We start from the raw sequence: 16,175 nt of genomic DNA on the forward strand, positions 1-16,175 counted from the left end.
GATGTCATCAACCGCGCTAACTTGGGTATGGAAGTAATGCACGAGCGCAACGCTCACAACTTCCCTCTCGACTTGGCAGCGGGTGTTACAACTCCCGTAGCAATGGTTGCTCCTTCTATCAACGGCTAAGTTTTAGTCCTAGATAACAAAAAGCGCTCCTAGAAATAGGGGCGCTTTTTGTTTGGGGAAATAGATTTTATAGGTTTCTTTATTCGTTAGTTGACACCAATGTTTCTAATCGTATGCCGAGAAAACGTCGTCACTTCCAGACTCGCCATAGTTACCGCGTCACAATCCGGTGCAACAATAGAGAGTTTAAACTGCAAGGGCGCGAATGCCGCGAAGTGTTTCTTTATGCCATCAAACAAGCGATCGAGAAATACAAGTTTAAGCTGTACTCCGTTTGCATCATGTCAAATCATATCCACTACTTGATTGAACCGATTCAACCTGATGATTTGCCAAAAATTATGCACTGGGTCAACTGGTATACTACCAGGTGTTTTAACCGGATGCTGAATCGCACGGGACACTTCTGGGAAAAACGATATTTCTGTGATGGCTTTTCGCCTGGGGGCAAGGAACGAGCACTCAACACCTTACGCTACATTCACGGCTACCCCAAAGCCGCAAAGATGCGATCGGGATTTTTTTATGAATTCAGGCCTGCGGCTTGAGGCATCAAGTTTTTCTGATCCATGAGAGTTTTTCACATGAGTGTAGTTGTTTGTGTTTGTCCCGTTGTCGGGCATGAAGCTCAGTCAGTGGGTCTGACGGCTGTTTGCTCTGCGCTCCCTAATACGGCCAAGACCAAGTTCTCACATCGTCCAGCGTCACTGGAATCAGGTCGCTGACATCAATCGTCAACCGGAACACCTTCAGGGCACGGCGACTGTTTTCTGGATCGAAGAACTTCAGCTTCAACTGGCGGCTAGTATAAATCGTTGCCTTACTCGCCCCTAAGATATTTGATTTTTTGTCGCGTTTGCCTACTTGTTAACTAATAACTTCTGACGAATGCCGCTTCTTCTCAATATATTGCTGGTGGTAATCCTCTGCCATATAAAAATTACCAGCAGGTTTGATTTCGGTGGCAATATCTTTGTCGTATTTACCGGAAGTTTGCAATTTGTGTTTGGAGAGGCGAGCGGCTTTTTCTTGTTCGGAATTGTGATAAAAAATCACAGACCTGTACTGTTCGCCTCTGTCGGGGCCTTGGCGATTGATTTGGGTAGGATCGTGACAGTTCCAGAATACATCTAGCAGTGCTTCGTAACTCACCTGCGATCGATCGTACTCTAGCAGCACGGCTTCAGCGTGACCGGTGACTCTGGCGCAAACGTCGAGGTAGCAGGGATTGGGCCAGTGACCTCCGGTGTAGCCCGCAGCAGTCGAGACAACACCCGCAACGGCGCGAAACTTGTGTTCCACTCCCCAAAAACAACCGGCGGCAAATGTGGCTTTTTCCATTGTGTTACTCATGGTATTGGGAGAAAACTTGGCACTAGGTTATGCTTGACATATCCCCATCAGTGTGCATTCCCAAACTAATCGCGGCTGTACGTAGTTTAGCAAATATTGTCGGGCTTTTTCCAAGGGTTCTAAGGGCGATCGATTAATTCCCCCTGCCAAAAATTGCTGCCAGTAACAGTGCTGTAAATAATCGATTAACCACAACTGAGATTCAGTATCTAAAGTTTTATCAATTTCCTTGGCCAATTCCAAAGCAGACCGCAGATTTTGAGGCAACTGCTTCACCTTTTGCAGCAAATCATCGGGTATTGATTGCAGTTGCTGCCAAATAGCAATTGCCTCCCCAGGACTTCCCTGAGCCATCCCCATTACCTCGGAATGCGATAAAATCTCCGCGAATCCCGCTTGCTGCAAAACTTGTCCCATTGCTTGGGGATTCAGCCGAGAAAACTGGATTTTTTGACAGCGGGAAATCAAAGTTGGCAGCAAAACTTCCACGGTCGGAGCAATTAAAATTAGCGCTGCTTTTCCCGGTTCTTCCAATGTTTTCAACAAGCCGTTAGCTGCTCCCTCACCCATTGTTTCTGCCTGTTCCAAAACTACGACTGAACGCGCAGCTTCTAGCGGTGGGCGGCTGAGAAATTCACCGATTTCTCGAACTTGTTCTAAGCGAATTTGTGGCGGTGCTTTCCGCTTTAAACCGGCTTCCTCTGCTTCCTTGGTCGAAAGCCGTTTACCTTGGTTAATGTAAGTTGGTTCAACCCAAAGTAAGTCTGGATGATTTCGCTGCCTCACGCGATTTTGCACGGAGGTTATCGAGATCCTTTCGGGAAGATTGGCTGAAAAAAAAAGCTCTATGAAACACTGAGCCGCTAAACTTTTGCCGATGCCGTTAGAGCCGACAAATAAATAACCAGGAGCAATTCGGTTTCGCTCGACTGCTTGAGTTAGCAATTCTACTGCTCGCTCTTGTCCGATTAATGAGGTAAAATAATCCATGTTTGCTCAGGAAGAAGGAAGAAGGAAGAAGGAAGTTCGGCAACGGATTATGTAACGGATGTAACGGATGTAACGGATGTAACGGATGTAACGGATGTCAGGAAGAAGGAAGAAAATCTAGGGTTTCAGCAGTAATTAAGAATATCCTAACTGTCGGGCGCGGTTGGGATAATACCAAAAGGTTATTGTGGTTTAATGGACTGCTAAATAATTGTTTTGAGTTAAGAACCTTAAATTGTAAGTGGCCGGAGCCGGACAGGGCATTGCCGTTTCCCTACAGATTATGTAGCGCTATTTTTCAGAATTGGTATTATTTAAATATCCCCAAGCTTCTAATCGGCGAGTTACAAGAGCTTGAATTTCCTGAGCGACCTCATATTCAGGGCGATCGGCATTTATCCGGACAATTCGAGATTTATTTTCCGCGGCTAACTCCGCAAAACCTTGCTGCACCTGGTGGTGAAACTTCAAATCAGCTTGCTCGATCCGATCGCACCCTCCCCGAGCCCTTACCCTCGCCAAACCCGCCTCCACATTAATATCCAGCCACAAAGTCAGATCGCTTTCCAAGCCGCCGGTGGCAATTTCATTCAACTGTTTAATTAAATTTAAGTTAAGACCGCGGCCGTAGCCCTGATAAGCAATCGTAGAGTCAGTAAAGCGATCGCATAAAACAATCGTTCCCTTGGATAACTCGGGTTTGAGACAAGTTTCGACGTGCTGAGCGCGATCTGCAGCGTACATGAGTAATTCTGCTCGATCGGATACCACTTCCCCCGCATCTTGTTTCAGCAGCAAATGTCGCAGTCCCCTTCCCAACTCAGTACCCCCCGGTTCGCGAGTAGCCACCAACCCGACTCTCAGAAAGCAACTTGCTTGCAGCCAATGTATCAACCGCTGCATTTGCGTAGTTTTACCCGCGCCTTCAACCCCCTCAAACACGATAAGTTTGCCCTTCATTGCCCTAACTTTCCACCTGAATAAAATAAATCCATATTGTTCTGTGTATCTCTTCTAGGTTCGGTATGATAATAAAGTCTAAATGCCTCACGGCTGGAGTTGTCTATGGCTCGCTATACTGGTTTTTTTATCGTTGCCGTTCCGATCGACCGTCTCCGTCAGTCCCTGATTGAAATTTTAGAGTCATGCAATCTTGATATTATCTACAATACAGGAGATGCCCTCATGGCTCGCGAGCTCCCCGGTCAAGTTTCGATTGCCAAACTTGTCACCGCAGAAGTCCTAATTGAGAAAAACACGGCCAGCGACTCAGAGGTTCGCATGAACTTCGTGATTAAAAACGAAGAACTGCCACTGCAAACCAACAACCACTGCCGTCAAATGTTCGAGCTAGTGAGTCATTCCGTTATGAACAACAATAATTGGCGACTCTTGGAAAGTATGGCACTGTAGCCATATCAGTCAGTCGATTTTAGATTTTAGATTTTAGATTGACTCCACAGACGAATCTGGGGCATCGAACTAACATCGAAATTTTTTTGCTCTCGACGGATGGTGTCAGGCGCTGATATCCATCCTTGAGTGAGGTCATTAATCATTAGTTCCTAGCTAATGGCTGATGACCTCCGATTTTTATCTGCAAGGAATAAATTTAATCTCGAAATCCCCGGCGCAAAAACAAAGAATTTGTAACAACGCTAACAGAGCTAAACGCCATAAATGCCCCGGCCGCGGCAGGACTGAGTAGAATTCCGGTTGCAGGCAGCAAGATACCCGCTGCAACCGGAATTCCCAGAGTATTGTAACCAAAAGCCCAAAATAAATTTTGGCGAATCTTGTTGAATGTAGCGCGCCCCAGGTCTATCGACTCAACAACATCCATCAAAGCATTTCGCATCAGCACAATTTGAGCAGTCTCAACTGCTACATCAGTGCCGCAGTGCAAACCGATACCGACATCAGCTTGAGCCAAAGCCGGGGCGTCATTGATGCCATCCCCCACCACAGCCACTTTACAGCCTTGGGCTTGCAAAGTTGCGATCGCCCGAGCCTTCCCTTCCGGCCGCACCCCGGCCAAAACATCAGCCGCCGCCAAATCTAGCTGCTGCGCCGTCGCCGCCGCCGCCGACGCCGTATCCCCCGTGAGCATCATCACCCGCAATCCCATGCCCCGCAAACGTTCCACCGCCGCCTTAGCATCCGGCCTCAGAGTATCTTTTAGCCCGATTACCCCCAGCAAAACGCCCCCAGAAGCCACGTAAACCGCCGTTTTGCCTTCCATTGATCCCGACAATTGCGTCGCCACAGCGACCCCCTGCTCGCTCATCCACTCGGCATTCCCCGCGAACACGCGCCGGCCCTCGACCAAAGCAGAAACCCCGAAGCCCGGTTCCGTGCAGAAATCCTCAGCAGCTAGCAGCGGCAAACCTTGCTGTTGAGCTTCCTGCAAAATCGCTGCGGCGATGGGATGAGAAGCGCCCCTTTCCACCGCCGCCGCAATTTGCAGCAGTTTTGAGTCAACCCTGCCAGAAACTCCATCAATTGTGGAACAGGCATCTTGCCTGTTGCCAGAAACTCCATCAATTGTGGAACAGGCATCTTGCCTGTTGCCAGAAACCCCATCAATTGTGGAACAGGCATCTTGCCTGTTGCCAGAAACCCCATCAATTGTGGAACAAACATCTTGTTTGTCTCCAGAAACTCCATCAATTGTGGAACAGGCATCTTGCCTGTTGCCAACATTAATATCTGAGTTCAAATCCAACTCCGAATTCTGGAAAATCGGCAAATAATCTGTGAGTGTGAGATTTCCGGTTGTCAGAGTGCCAGTCTTGTCAAAAACCACCGTATCTAATTGATGCACCCGTTCTAAAACATCACCACCGCGAATTAAAAGCCCGCGCTCCGCCCCGATGCCAGAACCGACTAAAATTGCAGTTGGGGTAGCCAGTCCCAAAGCGCAAGGACAAGCGATGACTAAAACTGCGATCGCCAATTTCAAACTTAATAATAAAGGAGATTGGTAATGGGTAATTGGTAATGGGTAATCGGTAATTGGTAATTGGTTTACCATGCCCGATGCCCGATGCCCGATGCCCCATGCCCCATGCCCCATGCCCATTGCCCCGTGTCCCATGCCCATTGCCCCGTGTCCTAAAAGCACAGAAGGCCAAATATGAGTGCCGGCAAAATACCAAAATAGGAAAGTTAAAACCGATATCGCCATTACCCCATACACAAAATATCCCGCCACAGTATCAGCTAAATTTTGAATCGGCGCTTTGCGAGTTTGGGCTGCCTGCACCAAACCCACCATTTGAGCTACAGTTGTTTCCTTACCGGTGCGAGTTGCGCGCATCACAACTGCCCCGGATTTATTGATGGTTCCCGCCGCAACTGTATCTCCTGGTTGCTTCAAAACCGGCATTGATTCGCCAGTCAGCATCGACTCATCTATCGTTGTTTTGCCTTCGCAGACTTCACCGTCTACTGGTATTTTTTCCCCGGGCAAAACTTGCAGCCATTCTCCGACTCGGACGCGATCGGCTGGAATTTCAATGTATTGTGGATTGTATACCTCTGATGTTGAATTTAAAGGCAATTCTTCCGATCGCAAATCTAAACTCGGGAGTTTAAAATCAACTAAGCGGGCTTTCGCCGGTTGCAATGCGATTAAAGCTTGCAAAGCTGATGCAGCGCGCCGTCTGGCTTGCTGTTCGAGAGTTTTGCCCAACAAAATAAAGCCCAGCAGCATCACCGGTTCGTCAAAAAAGCACTCCCATCCCATCCGTGGAAACAGCAGCGCCGCGTTGCTAGCGGTGTAAGCTGTGACAGCGCCTAAAGCTACCAAAGTATTCATGTTGGGTGCATTTCGCCACAAACTGCGGCACCCGTCAACCATAATCGGGCGGCCCGGTAGCAGTAAAGCTAGGGTGGCGAGTCCCCAGTGAAACCAAATATTGGTGAGAATAGGGGCTTTTGTGCCGAGTACGTGACCTAAACCGGATAGAATAATTAAGATCAGGGCGATCGTCAATTGCTTGATTTGCTGTCTAATTTCTTGCCGCCGCCGTTCAATTGTTGCCGCTTCTGCTTCCCGCTGATTTTCACCTAAACGAGACTGAGAGGGAAATCCATTATCAGTCAACTTTTTCGCTAAAGCCTCTGCATCGACAGCCCCCGGTTGACACTCAACCGTCGCGACTTCTACGGCCAAGTTAACGCAAGCTGAAATGACGCCTGAATACTGCATGAGTTGGCGTTCCACAGCTTTCGCGCAGCCGGCACATTTCATCCCGCCGACATCGAAAGTAACAAGTTCTGGCGGTGATTCTTTAACTGATATGATTTCTGGTGGAATTTCGGGGATTGTTTTGGCGAAAAAGTGCATGGGTGTTTTTTGTATTGATTAGAACATTTCGGCGCTTCTGAAAGCGTTTAATGCACTGTTTAGACAAATGTCTATATTTTTATCATAGATAAATATTGTGGCATCTTCCCAAAGTGTTAGTTTTTTTTATTCTTATTTATTCCAGGCGGTTAAATCCGCAGTCCCGCAGGGGTTAAAACAACTGTCGGACTGGGGGTTTAATGCTAAGACACGCCTTGGACAGGGCGCCGTGCTGTTTCCCTACTTGATATAATGAGCGAATTGCTTAGTTATTATCCAGCTTTTATTTGACGAATTAATCTATGACAGCCACACCAAAATTTTATATTGTCAAACGTCCTGCAGGTAATTGCGAAATTTTGCCGTTGGCGGAGCCCTCGCAGAGGATCGCCCAACTCGAACAACAAAACCCCAGTATTATTGAAAAGTGGGGCCCTTACGATTCGCCCGAAGATGCCATCGCCCGCCGCATCGGATTAATTCGCGCCGGCAAATGCCAGCCCCAATGAGGGATTACTATTACTTTCCTCCGCATCGCGAAAGCTAACGCGATCTCCAATCTGTTAGCATCGGAATTCTTCATATCTCTCTTCTATTCATCTGCGTTAATCCGCGTTAATCCATTGTCATCTGCGGTTAACAAATTCTCTTTTTTTAACCGCAGATGAGGGCAGATAAACACAGATTAACGCAGATTAATTAGATCGATTTCGGTTGCACGGTCCGTGGTTGACTGTTGACGGGATTTTACGCCCGACGATGATACCGGATTTGAGATGACTCGCAATGACGGATTGCAAAAAATAGCGAAGCATTCGAGTTTAAAATTTTGGCTTTTAGCCCTAAATCTTCCCCAGAATGCTTTTTTTTAACTGAAACCCTATAGAGGTTTTCTATTTAGATTTAGAAGGTGCTGCACTCGGTTTTGCTTGCGCCGCATTCGGTTTAGGTGGCGCTGCATTCGGTTTCGACTCCGCCTTATTGTTCCCTATTTTACCAGTAACTTGCTGTGTCAAAACTTCCATAGCTTTCGCGTACTGCGGATCGGCTGTGGTAGCAATTTTATCGCGATCGCGCCTCAATTCCTGTTTTTGAGCGTCGGTGAGTTCTACCTTAAAATCCGGTTCAATCCCGGCGTGGTTGATATCAGTGCCGTTGGGAGTAAAATACTTGGCAATTGTCACCGCCAAACCGGCATTATTTCCCACGCCGTGTACTGACTGAACTAAACCTTTACCAAATGTCTTTGTTCCCACCAAAACCGCGCGTTTGTTGTCTTGCAAAGCACCGGATAGAATCTCGCTAGCACTTGCTGAACCGCCGTCTACCAGTACAACTAACGGTTTGTCTGTGAGCTCTGCCTTATTTGCCGTTTGTTTATCGGCCTCACCGACTCGATCGACCGTCGAGACGATCGTACCTTCTTTGAGCCACATCCGAGCAATTTCAATACTTCCGTACAGCAACCCGCCGGGATTGGAACGCAAGTCTAAAATATAGCCCGTCACCTTTTTCTGTTCCAAATCCTTAATTGCCGATCGCATTTCCGATGCAGCATTCGCACTGAACTGATTTAAGCGAATATAGCCGACTTCTCCGATGGGAGTTTTCTGCACCGACTTCCGCACTGGATGAATTTCTATTTTAGCGCGTTTCAGCTTAAACTCTAATTCCTTGCTTTCCCGCAAAATCGTCAGCGTCACCTCTGTATTCGCCTGGCCGCGAATCAAACTTACCGCTTGATTCGTATCCATGCCTTCTGTGCTCTTGCCGTCAATCTTAGTAATGATATCTTTTGCCAGAATGCCAGCAGTAAAAGCAGGGGTATCTTCGATCGGCGAAATCACCACCAACTTTTTAGTTTCCTCATCTTGAGTTAACTGAATCCCCACTCCTGTCAGTTCCCCAGAAGTTTCAACCTGCATATTCTTGAACTCTTCAGGATCCATAAACCGCGTATAAGGATCGTCCAGCTTCTTCAGCATTTCCCGAATTGCTTTGTAAGCTTCCTCGTCGCTGGTATAAGTCCGATTCAAATAATCATTCCGCACCGCTTTCCAGTCAACCTGGTTAAAAGTGCCATCTACATAACGTTTGTCAATAATTTGCCAAACTTCATCAACCAACTCTTTAGGGCTTCCCCGAAAAGAAGCCAGAGATTTAGAACTGCAACCAGTGTTGGCAAGAGTTACAGCAGTGAGTACCACCGCTGCTGCACTTAGAACAAGCCCTCGTTTTGTTATAACCATTTGTCTGACGCGCGGGAGGAAAAGAGTTCAGAATAATTACGCTCAATCTAACACAGGCAAGGCCCGCTCGCGTTTGGCGTACATATATTATTCCACTTTGCCGAGTTCTATTCAGGGCGGGCTAGGAGCAACGGCCCACAATAAACTTGATGTTTTTTTGTGGAACAGGCCGGAAAGCCTGTTCCTGACGGGCTATAAGCAACGGCCCACAAGAAACTTGAGGTTTTGTGGAACAGGCCGGAAAGCCTGTTCTTCAGGGGCTAAGGTTCGACCCAGCGATCGTCCGATTTAATCAAATCAATCAATTCTGCCACACCCTGGGACTCCGGGACTTTCTTAATTTCTTCCCGGCCCCGGTACAGCGAAATATAACCCGGCTGCTTCCCGACGTAGCCGTAATCAGCATCAGCCATTTCTCCCGGCCCATTGACAATACAGCCCATTACTGCTATATCCAAACCGGTGAGATGCTTGGTCGCGTCTCTCACTTGGTGTAACACTTCCTCTAAATTAAACAAAGTGCGACCGCAGGAAGGACAAGCGACATACTCAACCATCGTTTTCCGCAGTCCCAAGGCTTGCAGAATGCTGTAGCAAACGGGAATCTCCTTTTCAGGGGCTTCTGTCAGCGAGACGCGGATGGTGTCGCCGATACCGTCAGTCAGCAGCGGTGCCAGGCCTGCGGTGGATTTGATGCGGCCGTATTCGCCGTCTCCTGCTTCCGTGACGCCGAGATGCAGCGGGTAATCCATGCCGAGTTCGTCCATCCGGTGCACCATCAAGCGGTAAGCAGCCACCATCACGGGCGCGCGGGAGGCTTTCAGGGAAAGTACGATATTTCGGAAGTCGAGGGATTCGCAAATTTTGATGAATTCCAGGGCGGATTCTACCATGCCTTCGGGCGTGTCGCCGTAGGTAAACAGCATCCGTTCCGCGAGGGAACCGTGATTGACGCCGATTCGCAAAGCTTTGCCTTGGTCGCGCAGGGAAATCACCAGAGGTTCCAGGGTTTCGCGGATTTTTTCGCCAATTTCGGCGAATTCGCTGTCGGTGTATTCGCTTCTGTCGGCTTTCGGCTTCTCGAACACGTACAGTCCGGGATTGATTCTCACTTTGTCTACGTGTTTGGCGACTTCGAGGGCAATTTTCATGCCGTTGTGGTGGACATCGGCGACGAGGGGCACGGGTTGGTAGGTGGCGTGCAGTTTTTGCTTGATTTCGGCTAATGCTTTGGCGTGGGCCATGCTGGGCACGGTGACGCGGACGATTTCGCAGCCAATCTCGTGCAAGCGCCGAATTCCGGCGACTGAACCGTCGATGTCGAGGGTGTCTTCGTTAATCATCGACTGTACGACGACGGGGTTGCCGCCGCCGATCGTCACGCTACCGACTTTGACGGGTCGGGTTTTGCGGCGTTTGATGGTGGTGTCGAAGATGGGTTGGCTAGATGCGGTTTTAGTTGGATTTGGTAGAGTTTGCATAAGTGATTGCTAGTGTTCTGTTACCAAGCTCTATAAAATTCTGTTTCCTATTTTTCAGGTTGCCATAGAAATGCTCTGTTTGGACAATGAGGTTTTGGGATTTAGGATTTGGGATCAAAATGCTCGCCTACCTCCCACTCACATGATGTAGGTTGGGTTCGTCGTGTTACGCAGGCATCACCGGGAACGCGAAGATAGGTTAATGAAGATTTTGGCTACAATTTCTCGTTACAATCTAAGTTAGAATTTGACAAAATTATATAAATACTTTGGAGTTTTCAGCAGTTATGCCAGATGAAACGATTAGGATTGTGACCAGCGATATTCCGGGCGATTCGCCTCAACTCGTTACTGCTGATGGTGGCAAAAGTCTGGGAATGGGGGGAGCACCTTTCTTGGATATGGAATCACCGTCAAATTCTTCTCAACCGCCAAAAGTTTCCGATGCCACGGGTGAATTTAGAATTCATAATGTCAGTGTAGAGACTTTAGAGCAAGAAATGGCTCATTTGCTGGCAGTTGTCGATCGACTCCTAATCCGCAGTGAAGAAAAGCGCGATCGCAAGTCTAAGATGGAGTTAGAGGAAATTGAGCTCTCGGTGGAAATTAACGGTCAGGGACAAATTAGCATCATCGGTAACGGGGCCGCAGCGGGAGGAAAAGGATCGATAAAGCTCAAGTTTAAACGGGAACAATCAAAGTGAAATGGCGGAAAATTGGGCTGTTGTCATAGGTATTAATGAATACGATCACCTGCAACGTCCGCTGAAATATGCTAAGCGTGATGCAGAATTAATGCGGAATTTTCTCTGCAATGAGGCGGGATTTGAGAAAGTTTACCATTTCTCGGAAGACTCATCGGAAAAACAGTTGCTGCCTACTAGATCGAACGTGATGCGGTTGTTACACCTTATGTTTGAACGGCGTTTTATGAGTCCGGGAGATAACTTTTGGTTTTTCTTCAGCGGTCACGGAGTTCGTCAAAATGGGTGCGATTATTTGATGCCGACTGACGGTTTTCCCGAAGATATTGCAAATAGTAATATTTCAGTTAATTATATTATCCAACGCTTGCGGCGCTGCGGGGCTGATAATATTATTTTGATTTTGGATGCTTGCCGCGATGAGGGAAAGTCAGTTGAGGGGATTGGCCGTCAAACCGCCGAACAAGCGCGGCAAATGGGAGTCATCAGCATTGCTTCCTGTAGTCCAAATCAGATATCTTATGAAATTGAAGATTTACAGCAAGGTGTTTTTACTTGTGCGTTACTAGAAGGATTGGGTACTCAAGGTAAATGTGCGACTGTTGAACGATTGAATCAATATTTAATCCATCGAGTACCCGAACTCAATCGCCAATGTGGGAAACCCAAGCAAACACCTCTGACTATTGCTGAACCTATTGAAAAATCTCACCTAATTCTTTTGCCGAAATACGCCACTAGCGCTGATATCGCTATGCTTAAGACTGATGCTTACAGAGTTGAAGTCAACAAGAATCTAGTATTGGCAAAACAATTGTGGATTCGGGTGTTAGCTGCATCTTACGGTCACGATATGGAGGCTGTGGAGGCAATAGAAAGAATTGCTATTTCACAGAAACAACAAGGATCTATACCATATCAACCGAGTTCGGAAAATCGTGCTAAAACCGAAAAATCCCCTCAACCTGCACCTCCTAATCCTACTTTTATTGAGCCTGATGTTCCCCTCAACTCTGACCGGGGAGTAGACTACACTAAGTTGCGCGATTTACTGGCAACTCGAGAATGGCAAAAGGCAGATGAGGAAACGCTTAAAAAAATGCTGGAAGCAGTGGGGAGAACAAAGGATGACTTTCTCACACCTAGAGATATCTATCTATTCCCCTGTGAAGACTTACGAACTATTGACCAACTTTGGGTAAAACACAGTAACGGACGTTTCGGCTTTTCGGTGCAGAAACGCATCTATGAAAGTCTGGGGGGAACCAGGGAATATGATAAGAAAATTTCGGAAGCTTTTGGCGATCGGGTAGGTTGGCGTGTGAATAACACATGGTTGGAATACACAGATCTAAAATTTTCCACCCGAGCCCCTGGGGGGCACCTCCCTACGGTGTTGGGGAACGCGTGGGAGGCGATCAATGTCTACTATTCTCTCGCCTCGAGACTTGTAGACTGTAACATCTAAGCGTTTCAGGGTTTCATAAAGATTTATCACACAGGCTTTTTCCACGAAACCTTGCCAGTTCTACGTTTCCCATACCTGGTACTGACCGGACTGGGCTAAAATGCTACCAGCGACTTACGAGTTGTAACACTTAGCAAAAATCAAGTTTAATATTTGATGTGCAATGCACTTTTAAATTATCGGAAATATTACTAATATTGAAACAATAGCAGTTGGCCAATCAATTCGGGAAGTAGAACGTTTGCGGAAAGTTTATGGCAATGGACGTTGGAGAAAACTCAAAGGCTTAGCAACAATTAGCCTGACTGATGGTACAGCCTGCGAAGCTTAACTACATTGGTACGAAGCACACGGCATTGGAAAAAAAGAAATCAAAATCAAATATATTTTATAGGAGTCATGAATCCCCATAACTTAGAAACACAATTTGTAGTTTGCATTAACAATCAAGACTATCAAGCATCCTTGGAAGTGCGAAAAATCTATCGAATCATACCGGATAATCGCGCTGCGGAACATCAATTTATCCGAGTTATTGATGAATCCGGCGAAGATTATTTGTATCCAGTCGCGTATTTCGTGCCGATAGAATTGCCGAAAGCCGTAGAAGCCGTATTTGCCTAGACAAAGGTTCTGTAGGGGCGGGTTCACCAACATCTATATCGCTCAATAACAATCTAAATAAACCCGCCCCCGCCCAATGAATTACTCGAATTCATTGGCGGATTTAATCTAAACTAGATTGAGAAATTCACCGATAATCCGGTGGGTGGGGGCGGGTTTACAATATTTTTGGTTGTGTCTGATAAATTAGGGTGAACCCGCCCCTACAGGCGTAATAAATCATCCGAATTAATTCACGAAAATTATCTCAAATCCTCAACCGATTTAATTGTAGCCCCCATCAACTCCAGAAATCTCTCTCGCGGATGATGCGATCGCCCCTCCTCCCCAGCAAAACTAAAAAATGTATTGGCAAATCCCTTCACAGACCCAGACTCAGCAGTTAAATAATCTGATAAATAATCTGAGGTTTCCCATTGGACGATCGCACAAACCCACCAGCCACCGCAGCTAACAACCGCCGACCTCTAATTATCGCAGGAGTTCTCCTCGGTATCGGTCAGTCCGGCTTTTTTGACGGCATTGTGCTGCACCAACTCCTGCAGTGGCACCATATGTTTAGCAGCGTTAAAACAGATACTACGGTTGCCGGTTTAGAATTAAATACCCTCGGAGATGGATTGTTTCACGCTGCGGATTGGTTGGTAACAGTAGCAGGTATCTTCTGTTTGTGGCGTGCTGTGAAGCGCAAAGATGTTCCTTTGTCAACTCAAACTTTTTTGGGTTCAATATTAATTGGTGCTGGATTGTTTGACTTTGTTGAAGGCATTGTTGACCATCAAATTTTGGGAATCCACCACGTCAAACCCGGTATCAACGAGTTAGCTTGGGATTTAGGATTTCTCGCTTTCGGTCTTATTTTAGCCCTGTTAGGTTGGATGCTGGTACAGAGAGAAGTCCCCGCAGATACTAAAGTTTAAATGAATGCAGAGATTGGGCATTCTACCAAATCCGCGTTAAAAATCCCTCACCGAAAGCATCCAGGATACAAGCCCCCGGATTCATCCGTCCAGAAATAAAAAACCTGTATCCGATGAAACTTGCCCCCCGAATTTATCCGTGGGGTCAGTCGATTTTAGATTTTAGATTTTAGATTTTAGATTTTAGATTTACCCCACAGATAAATCTGGGAGCTTGAACTAGGCTCTAAAATTTTTATCTTTCCACGACTTAAGTCGGGGGCTTGTATCCGTTTTTGGGCCTTGTCAATACTTCAATCTAAAATCTAAAATCTAAAATCTAAAATCGATTGACTCTCTGTTTAACTCCTCAGTTCATCCCGCCGAATCCAACCACGCAATCAAATCCTCTTGACTCCGAAAATCCAACAAAGCCTCTCCCAAATCATCTAACTGTTCCCCAGATAACCCCTGGATGCGAGTTTGAACTTCCTGTGTAACATCACCCACCCGCCGCACTATCTGACGCATAATTAATCCTATTTCCCCCTCAATTTTACCCCTTTCGATTCCTTGTTCGATTCCTTGTTCGATTCCTTGTTCGATTCCTTGTTCGATTCCTTGTTGTATTCCCTGTTCAATCCCCTGTTGGAGGCCAATTTCTATCCCTTTGAGCACAGACCCGATTTGGTCTTGGATAAACATTTCTCGTTTGTCTACATCATTCAATTCTTCTAGTGTCAAATTTGCTCGGTTGGCAATTTCCAGCGCGGTATTAATCTCTTCAATAGACCCCAATGTATCTGGTACTGCTTCCAAAGAGGGCGCGTTTTTCATAAAGTAAATCCATTTTTCCGGCAGAGTTTCTAGTTCATTCAATTCTTTTTTAAATTTCGGTAACTCGACAAACACTAACTTTAACTCGCAGTTGGGATAGACGAATTTCTCTTCAGTTTCTGTGAATTCAAAATTAGAAATTAGTTTTTCGGTATTTTCAAATAAGATAAAGTCGGTGATGGTTAAAGCAATGACCGGATTTAACTTTAAATAACCTTCTCCGGCTTTGAGTTGAGTAGAATAGGTTTTTGCTGCATTGTACACTACCCGTTTTTCAAAGGCGGCGACGTTGAGTACCTGCATTTCCACAATCACGGTTTTGTTCCCGGTAATCTTGGCTTTGACATCCAGGTAAGTGTCTTTCAATCCTGTAACGCTTCCTGCTGAATAAGGGTCAATTATTTCTAATTCTTGGATTGTTGGTTCTCCGTTATACAGCATTGCATTTAGGAAGCTGATTAAAATTTCTGGATGTTCGGAAGATCCGAATATTCTTTTGAATGCAAAGTCTGTTTTGGGGCTGATGAAACGCATATATTTTATAGGATTTTTTTTATTAACCGCAGAGGGCGCTGAGGACACAGAGGAGGAGAAAAGAGAGGAAGATGGATATTGACAAATATTGGAAGGGTTGGGTTTTGTTGTCTCAACCCAACCTATTATCTGAATGTTTTTATCAGCCTGTGGCTTGAGTAGTAGCAGCAGCGGACATCACTAGCTTTCCAGTTATATCCATAGTCGCAAGCTTCACCACTTCATTAAAAGCTAAACCCCGAATTTTGAGTTCCCACCGAATGCCTTTTGCTTTCATTCGCTTGGCTTTCCGCATATCGACATCAGCAGCTTTTTGATGCAAGAGCAAATATTTCATTGCTGCTGTAGCTTCTACTTTTGTGGGAAATGCAATATAGGTGAGAAATCCGCCGTCCCAATGATTGGCGTTGCGGACGCTGCTGATAGTCGCAACTCTCGGACTAAAGCGGTTCCAGTAAAAGTCGCTGTAGCCGATCGACTGTGTATTAACTTGGAGTTTGTTTGCCATTTGACTTAACTCCTATAACCTTGTGTGCGGGGTTGGCAGTACCAATTT

Annotated in this window: 15 protein-coding genes and 2 pseudogenes; 8 read left to right on the plus strand and 9 right to left on the minus strand. The window is 46.4% G+C overall.

Annotated elements, in window-relative coordinates:
• Both QUB61_RS28160 and QUB61_RS28165 read left to right on the plus strand, forming a co-directional pair.
• Window positions 1-129 (plus strand): annotated as a pseudogene (locus QUB61_RS28160) (photosystem II q(b) protein); the annotation flags it as partial.
• 113 nt (window positions 130-242) lie between these two features.
• Entirely contained in the window at window positions 243-677 is a 435-nt protein-coding gene (locus tag QUB61_RS28165; RefSeq protein WP_333133295.1) for a transposase, read from the plus strand.
• Window positions 678-795: 118 nt separating this feature from the next.
• Here the strand turns inward: QUB61_RS28165 and QUB61_RS28170 are convergent.
• From QUB61_RS28170 to tmk, 4 genes and pseudogenes are all read right to left on the minus strand, one after another.
• Window positions 796-924: pseudogene (locus tag QUB61_RS28170) on the minus strand (cyanobactin maturation protease PatG family protein); the annotation flags it as partial.
• Window positions 925-996: 72 nt separating this feature from the next.
• On the minus strand, window positions 997-1,482 hold the full coding sequence (gene msrA / locus QUB61_RS28175; protein WP_445300177.1) for a peptide-methionine (S)-S-oxide reductase MsrA: 486 nt from the start codon (window positions 1,480-1,482) through the stop codon (window positions 997-999).
• Window positions 1,483-1,509: 27 nt separating this feature from the next.
• Window positions 1,510-2,472, minus strand: a complete 963-nt coding sequence (locus tag QUB61_RS28180) for a DNA polymerase III subunit delta' (RefSeq protein WP_333133293.1) — start codon at window positions 2,470-2,472, stop codon at window positions 1,510-1,512.
• A 291-nt stretch (window positions 2,473-2,763) separates the two neighbouring features.
• Window positions 2,764-3,432: a dTMP kinase gene (tmk, locus tag QUB61_RS28185; protein WP_333133291.1), complete on the minus strand. Its 669-nt coding sequence runs from the start codon at window positions 3,430-3,432 to the stop codon at window positions 2,764-2,766.
• A 105-nt stretch (window positions 3,433-3,537) separates the two neighbouring features.
• Between tmk and QUB61_RS28190 the strand changes: the two genes are divergently transcribed.
• Window positions 3,538-3,885: a hypothetical protein gene (locus tag QUB61_RS28190; protein ID WP_333133289.1), complete on the plus strand. Its 348-nt coding sequence runs from the start codon at window positions 3,538-3,540 to the stop codon at window positions 3,883-3,885.
• A gap of 199 nt (window positions 3,886-4,084) precedes the next feature.
• Here the strand turns inward: QUB61_RS28190 and QUB61_RS28195 are convergent, their stop codons facing one another.
• Window positions 4,085-6,823 carry a heavy metal translocating P-type ATPase gene (locus QUB61_RS28195; protein WP_333133287.1) on the minus strand — a complete coding sequence of 913 codons (2,739 nt, stop codon included), beginning with the start codon at window positions 6,821-6,823 and terminating at the stop codon, window positions 4,085-4,087.
• Window positions 6,824-7,125: 302 nt separating this feature from the next.
• Between QUB61_RS28195 and QUB61_RS28200 the strand changes: the two genes are divergently transcribed.
• Complete coding sequence (locus QUB61_RS28200; protein ID WP_333133286.1) at window positions 7,126-7,332, plus strand: DDE transposase family protein; 207 nt, start codon at window positions 7,126-7,128, stop codon at window positions 7,330-7,332.
• 384 nt (window positions 7,333-7,716) lie between these two features.
• On the opposite strand, the gene ctpC is transcribed toward QUB61_RS28200, so the two are convergent.
• The gene (ctpC, locus tag QUB61_RS28205) at window positions 7,717-9,072 is read right to left on the minus strand and encodes a carboxyl-terminal processing protease CtpC (RefSeq protein WP_333133284.1); all 1,356 of its coding nucleotides are present in this window, start codon (window positions 9,070-9,072) and stop codon (window positions 7,717-7,719) included.
• Between the two features lie 260 nt (window positions 9,073-9,332).
• Entirely contained in the window at window positions 9,333-10,553 is a 1,221-nt protein-coding gene (ispG, locus tag QUB61_RS28210) for a (E)-4-hydroxy-3-methylbut-2-enyl-diphosphate synthase (protein ID WP_333133283.1), read from the minus strand.
• Between the two features lie 287 nt (window positions 10,554-10,840).
• On the opposite strand from ispG, the gene QUB61_RS28215 reads away from it, so the two are divergent.
• The 4 genes from QUB61_RS28215 (at window position 10,841) to QUB61_RS28230 (ending at window position 14,269) form a co-directional block, all read left to right on the plus strand.
• On the plus strand, window positions 10,841-11,257 hold the full coding sequence (locus QUB61_RS28215; RefSeq protein ID WP_333133281.1) for a Pepco domain-containing protein: 417 nt from the start codon (window positions 10,841-10,843) through the stop codon (window positions 11,255-11,257).
• Window position 11,258: 1 nt separating this feature from the next.
• The gene (locus QUB61_RS28220; RefSeq protein WP_333133279.1) at window positions 11,259-12,725 is read left to right on the plus strand and encodes a GUN4 domain-containing protein; all 1,467 of its coding nucleotides are present in this window, start codon (window positions 11,259-11,261) and stop codon (window positions 12,723-12,725) included.
• A 399-nt stretch (window positions 12,726-13,124) separates the two neighbouring features.
• The gene (locus QUB61_RS28225) at window positions 13,125-13,349 is read left to right on the plus strand and encodes a hypothetical protein (protein ID WP_333133278.1); all 225 of its coding nucleotides are present in this window, start codon (window positions 13,125-13,127) and stop codon (window positions 13,347-13,349) included.
• A 416-nt stretch (window positions 13,350-13,765) separates the two neighbouring features.
• Entirely contained in the window at window positions 13,766-14,269 is a 504-nt protein-coding gene (locus QUB61_RS28230; protein ID WP_333133276.1) for a DUF2243 domain-containing protein, read from the plus strand.
• Window positions 14,270-14,623: 354 nt separating this feature from the next.
• Here QUB61_RS28230 and QUB61_RS28235 read toward each other — a convergent pair whose 3' ends face one another.
• Window positions 14,624-15,619: an Rpn family recombination-promoting nuclease/putative transposase gene (locus QUB61_RS28235; RefSeq protein ID WP_333133274.1), complete on the minus strand. Its 996-nt coding sequence runs from the start codon at window positions 15,617-15,619 to the stop codon at window positions 14,624-14,626.
• Window positions 15,620-15,761: 142 nt separating this feature from the next.
• Entirely contained in the window at window positions 15,762-16,127 is a 366-nt protein-coding gene (locus QUB61_RS28240) for a hypothetical protein (RefSeq protein ID WP_333133272.1), read from the minus strand.
• Between the last annotated feature and the right edge of the window lie 48 nt (window positions 16,128-16,175).

This window comes from Microcoleus sp. C2D2 (genome assembly GCF_036702495.1).
Classification (GTDB): domain Bacteria; phylum Cyanobacteriota; class Cyanobacteriia; order Cyanobacteriales; family Microcoleaceae; genus Microcoleus.

Coding starts and splice junctions, on each gene's coding strand:
- QUB61_RS28180 (WP_333133293.1), bottom strand. CDS start 2,472: ATGGATTATTTTACCTCATTAATCGGACAAGAGCGAGCAGTAGAATTG.
- QUB61_RS28200 (WP_333133286.1), top strand. CDS start 7,126: ATGACAGCCACACCAAAATTTTATATTGTCAAACGTCCTGCAGGTAAT.
- QUB61_RS28215 (WP_333133281.1), top strand. CDS start 10,841: ATGCCAGATGAAACGATTAGGATTGTGACCAGCGATATTCCGGGCGAT.
- QUB61_RS28240 (WP_333133272.1), bottom strand. CDS start 16,127: ATGGCAAACAAACTCCAAGTTAATACACAGTCGATCGGCTACAGCGAC.
- msrA (WP_445300177.1), bottom strand. CDS start 1,482: ATGAGTAACACAATGGAAAAAGCCACATTTGCCGCCGGTTGTTTTTGG.
- QUB61_RS28190 (WP_333133289.1), top strand. CDS start 3,538: ATGGCTCGCTATACTGGTTTTTTTATCGTTGCCGTTCCGATCGACCGT.
- QUB61_RS28225 (WP_333133278.1), top strand. CDS start 13,125: ATGAATCCCCATAACTTAGAAACACAATTTGTAGTTTGCATTAACAAT.
- QUB61_RS28195 (WP_333133287.1), bottom strand. CDS start 6,823: ATGCACTTTTTCGCCAAAACAATCCCCGAAATTCCACCAGAAATCATA.
- QUB61_RS28220 (WP_333133279.1), top strand. CDS start 11,259: ATGGCGGAAAATTGGGCTGTTGTCATAGGTATTAATGAATACGATCAC.
- QUB61_RS28235 (WP_333133274.1), bottom strand. CDS start 15,619: ATGCGTTTCATCAGCCCCAAAACAGACTTTGCATTCAAAAGAATATTC.
- ispG (WP_333133283.1), bottom strand. CDS start 10,553: ATGCAAACTCTACCAAATCCAACTAAAACCGCATCTAGCCAACCCATC.
- QUB61_RS28165 (WP_333133295.1), top strand. CDS start 243: ATGCCGAGAAAACGTCGTCACTTCCAGACTCGCCATAGTTACCGCGTC.
- tmk (WP_333133291.1), bottom strand. CDS start 3,432: ATGAAGGGCAAACTTATCGTGTTTGAGGGGGTTGAAGGCGCGGGTAAA.
- ctpC (WP_333133284.1), bottom strand. CDS start 9,072: ATGGTTATAACAAAACGAGGGCTTGTTCTAAGTGCAGCAGCGGTGGTA.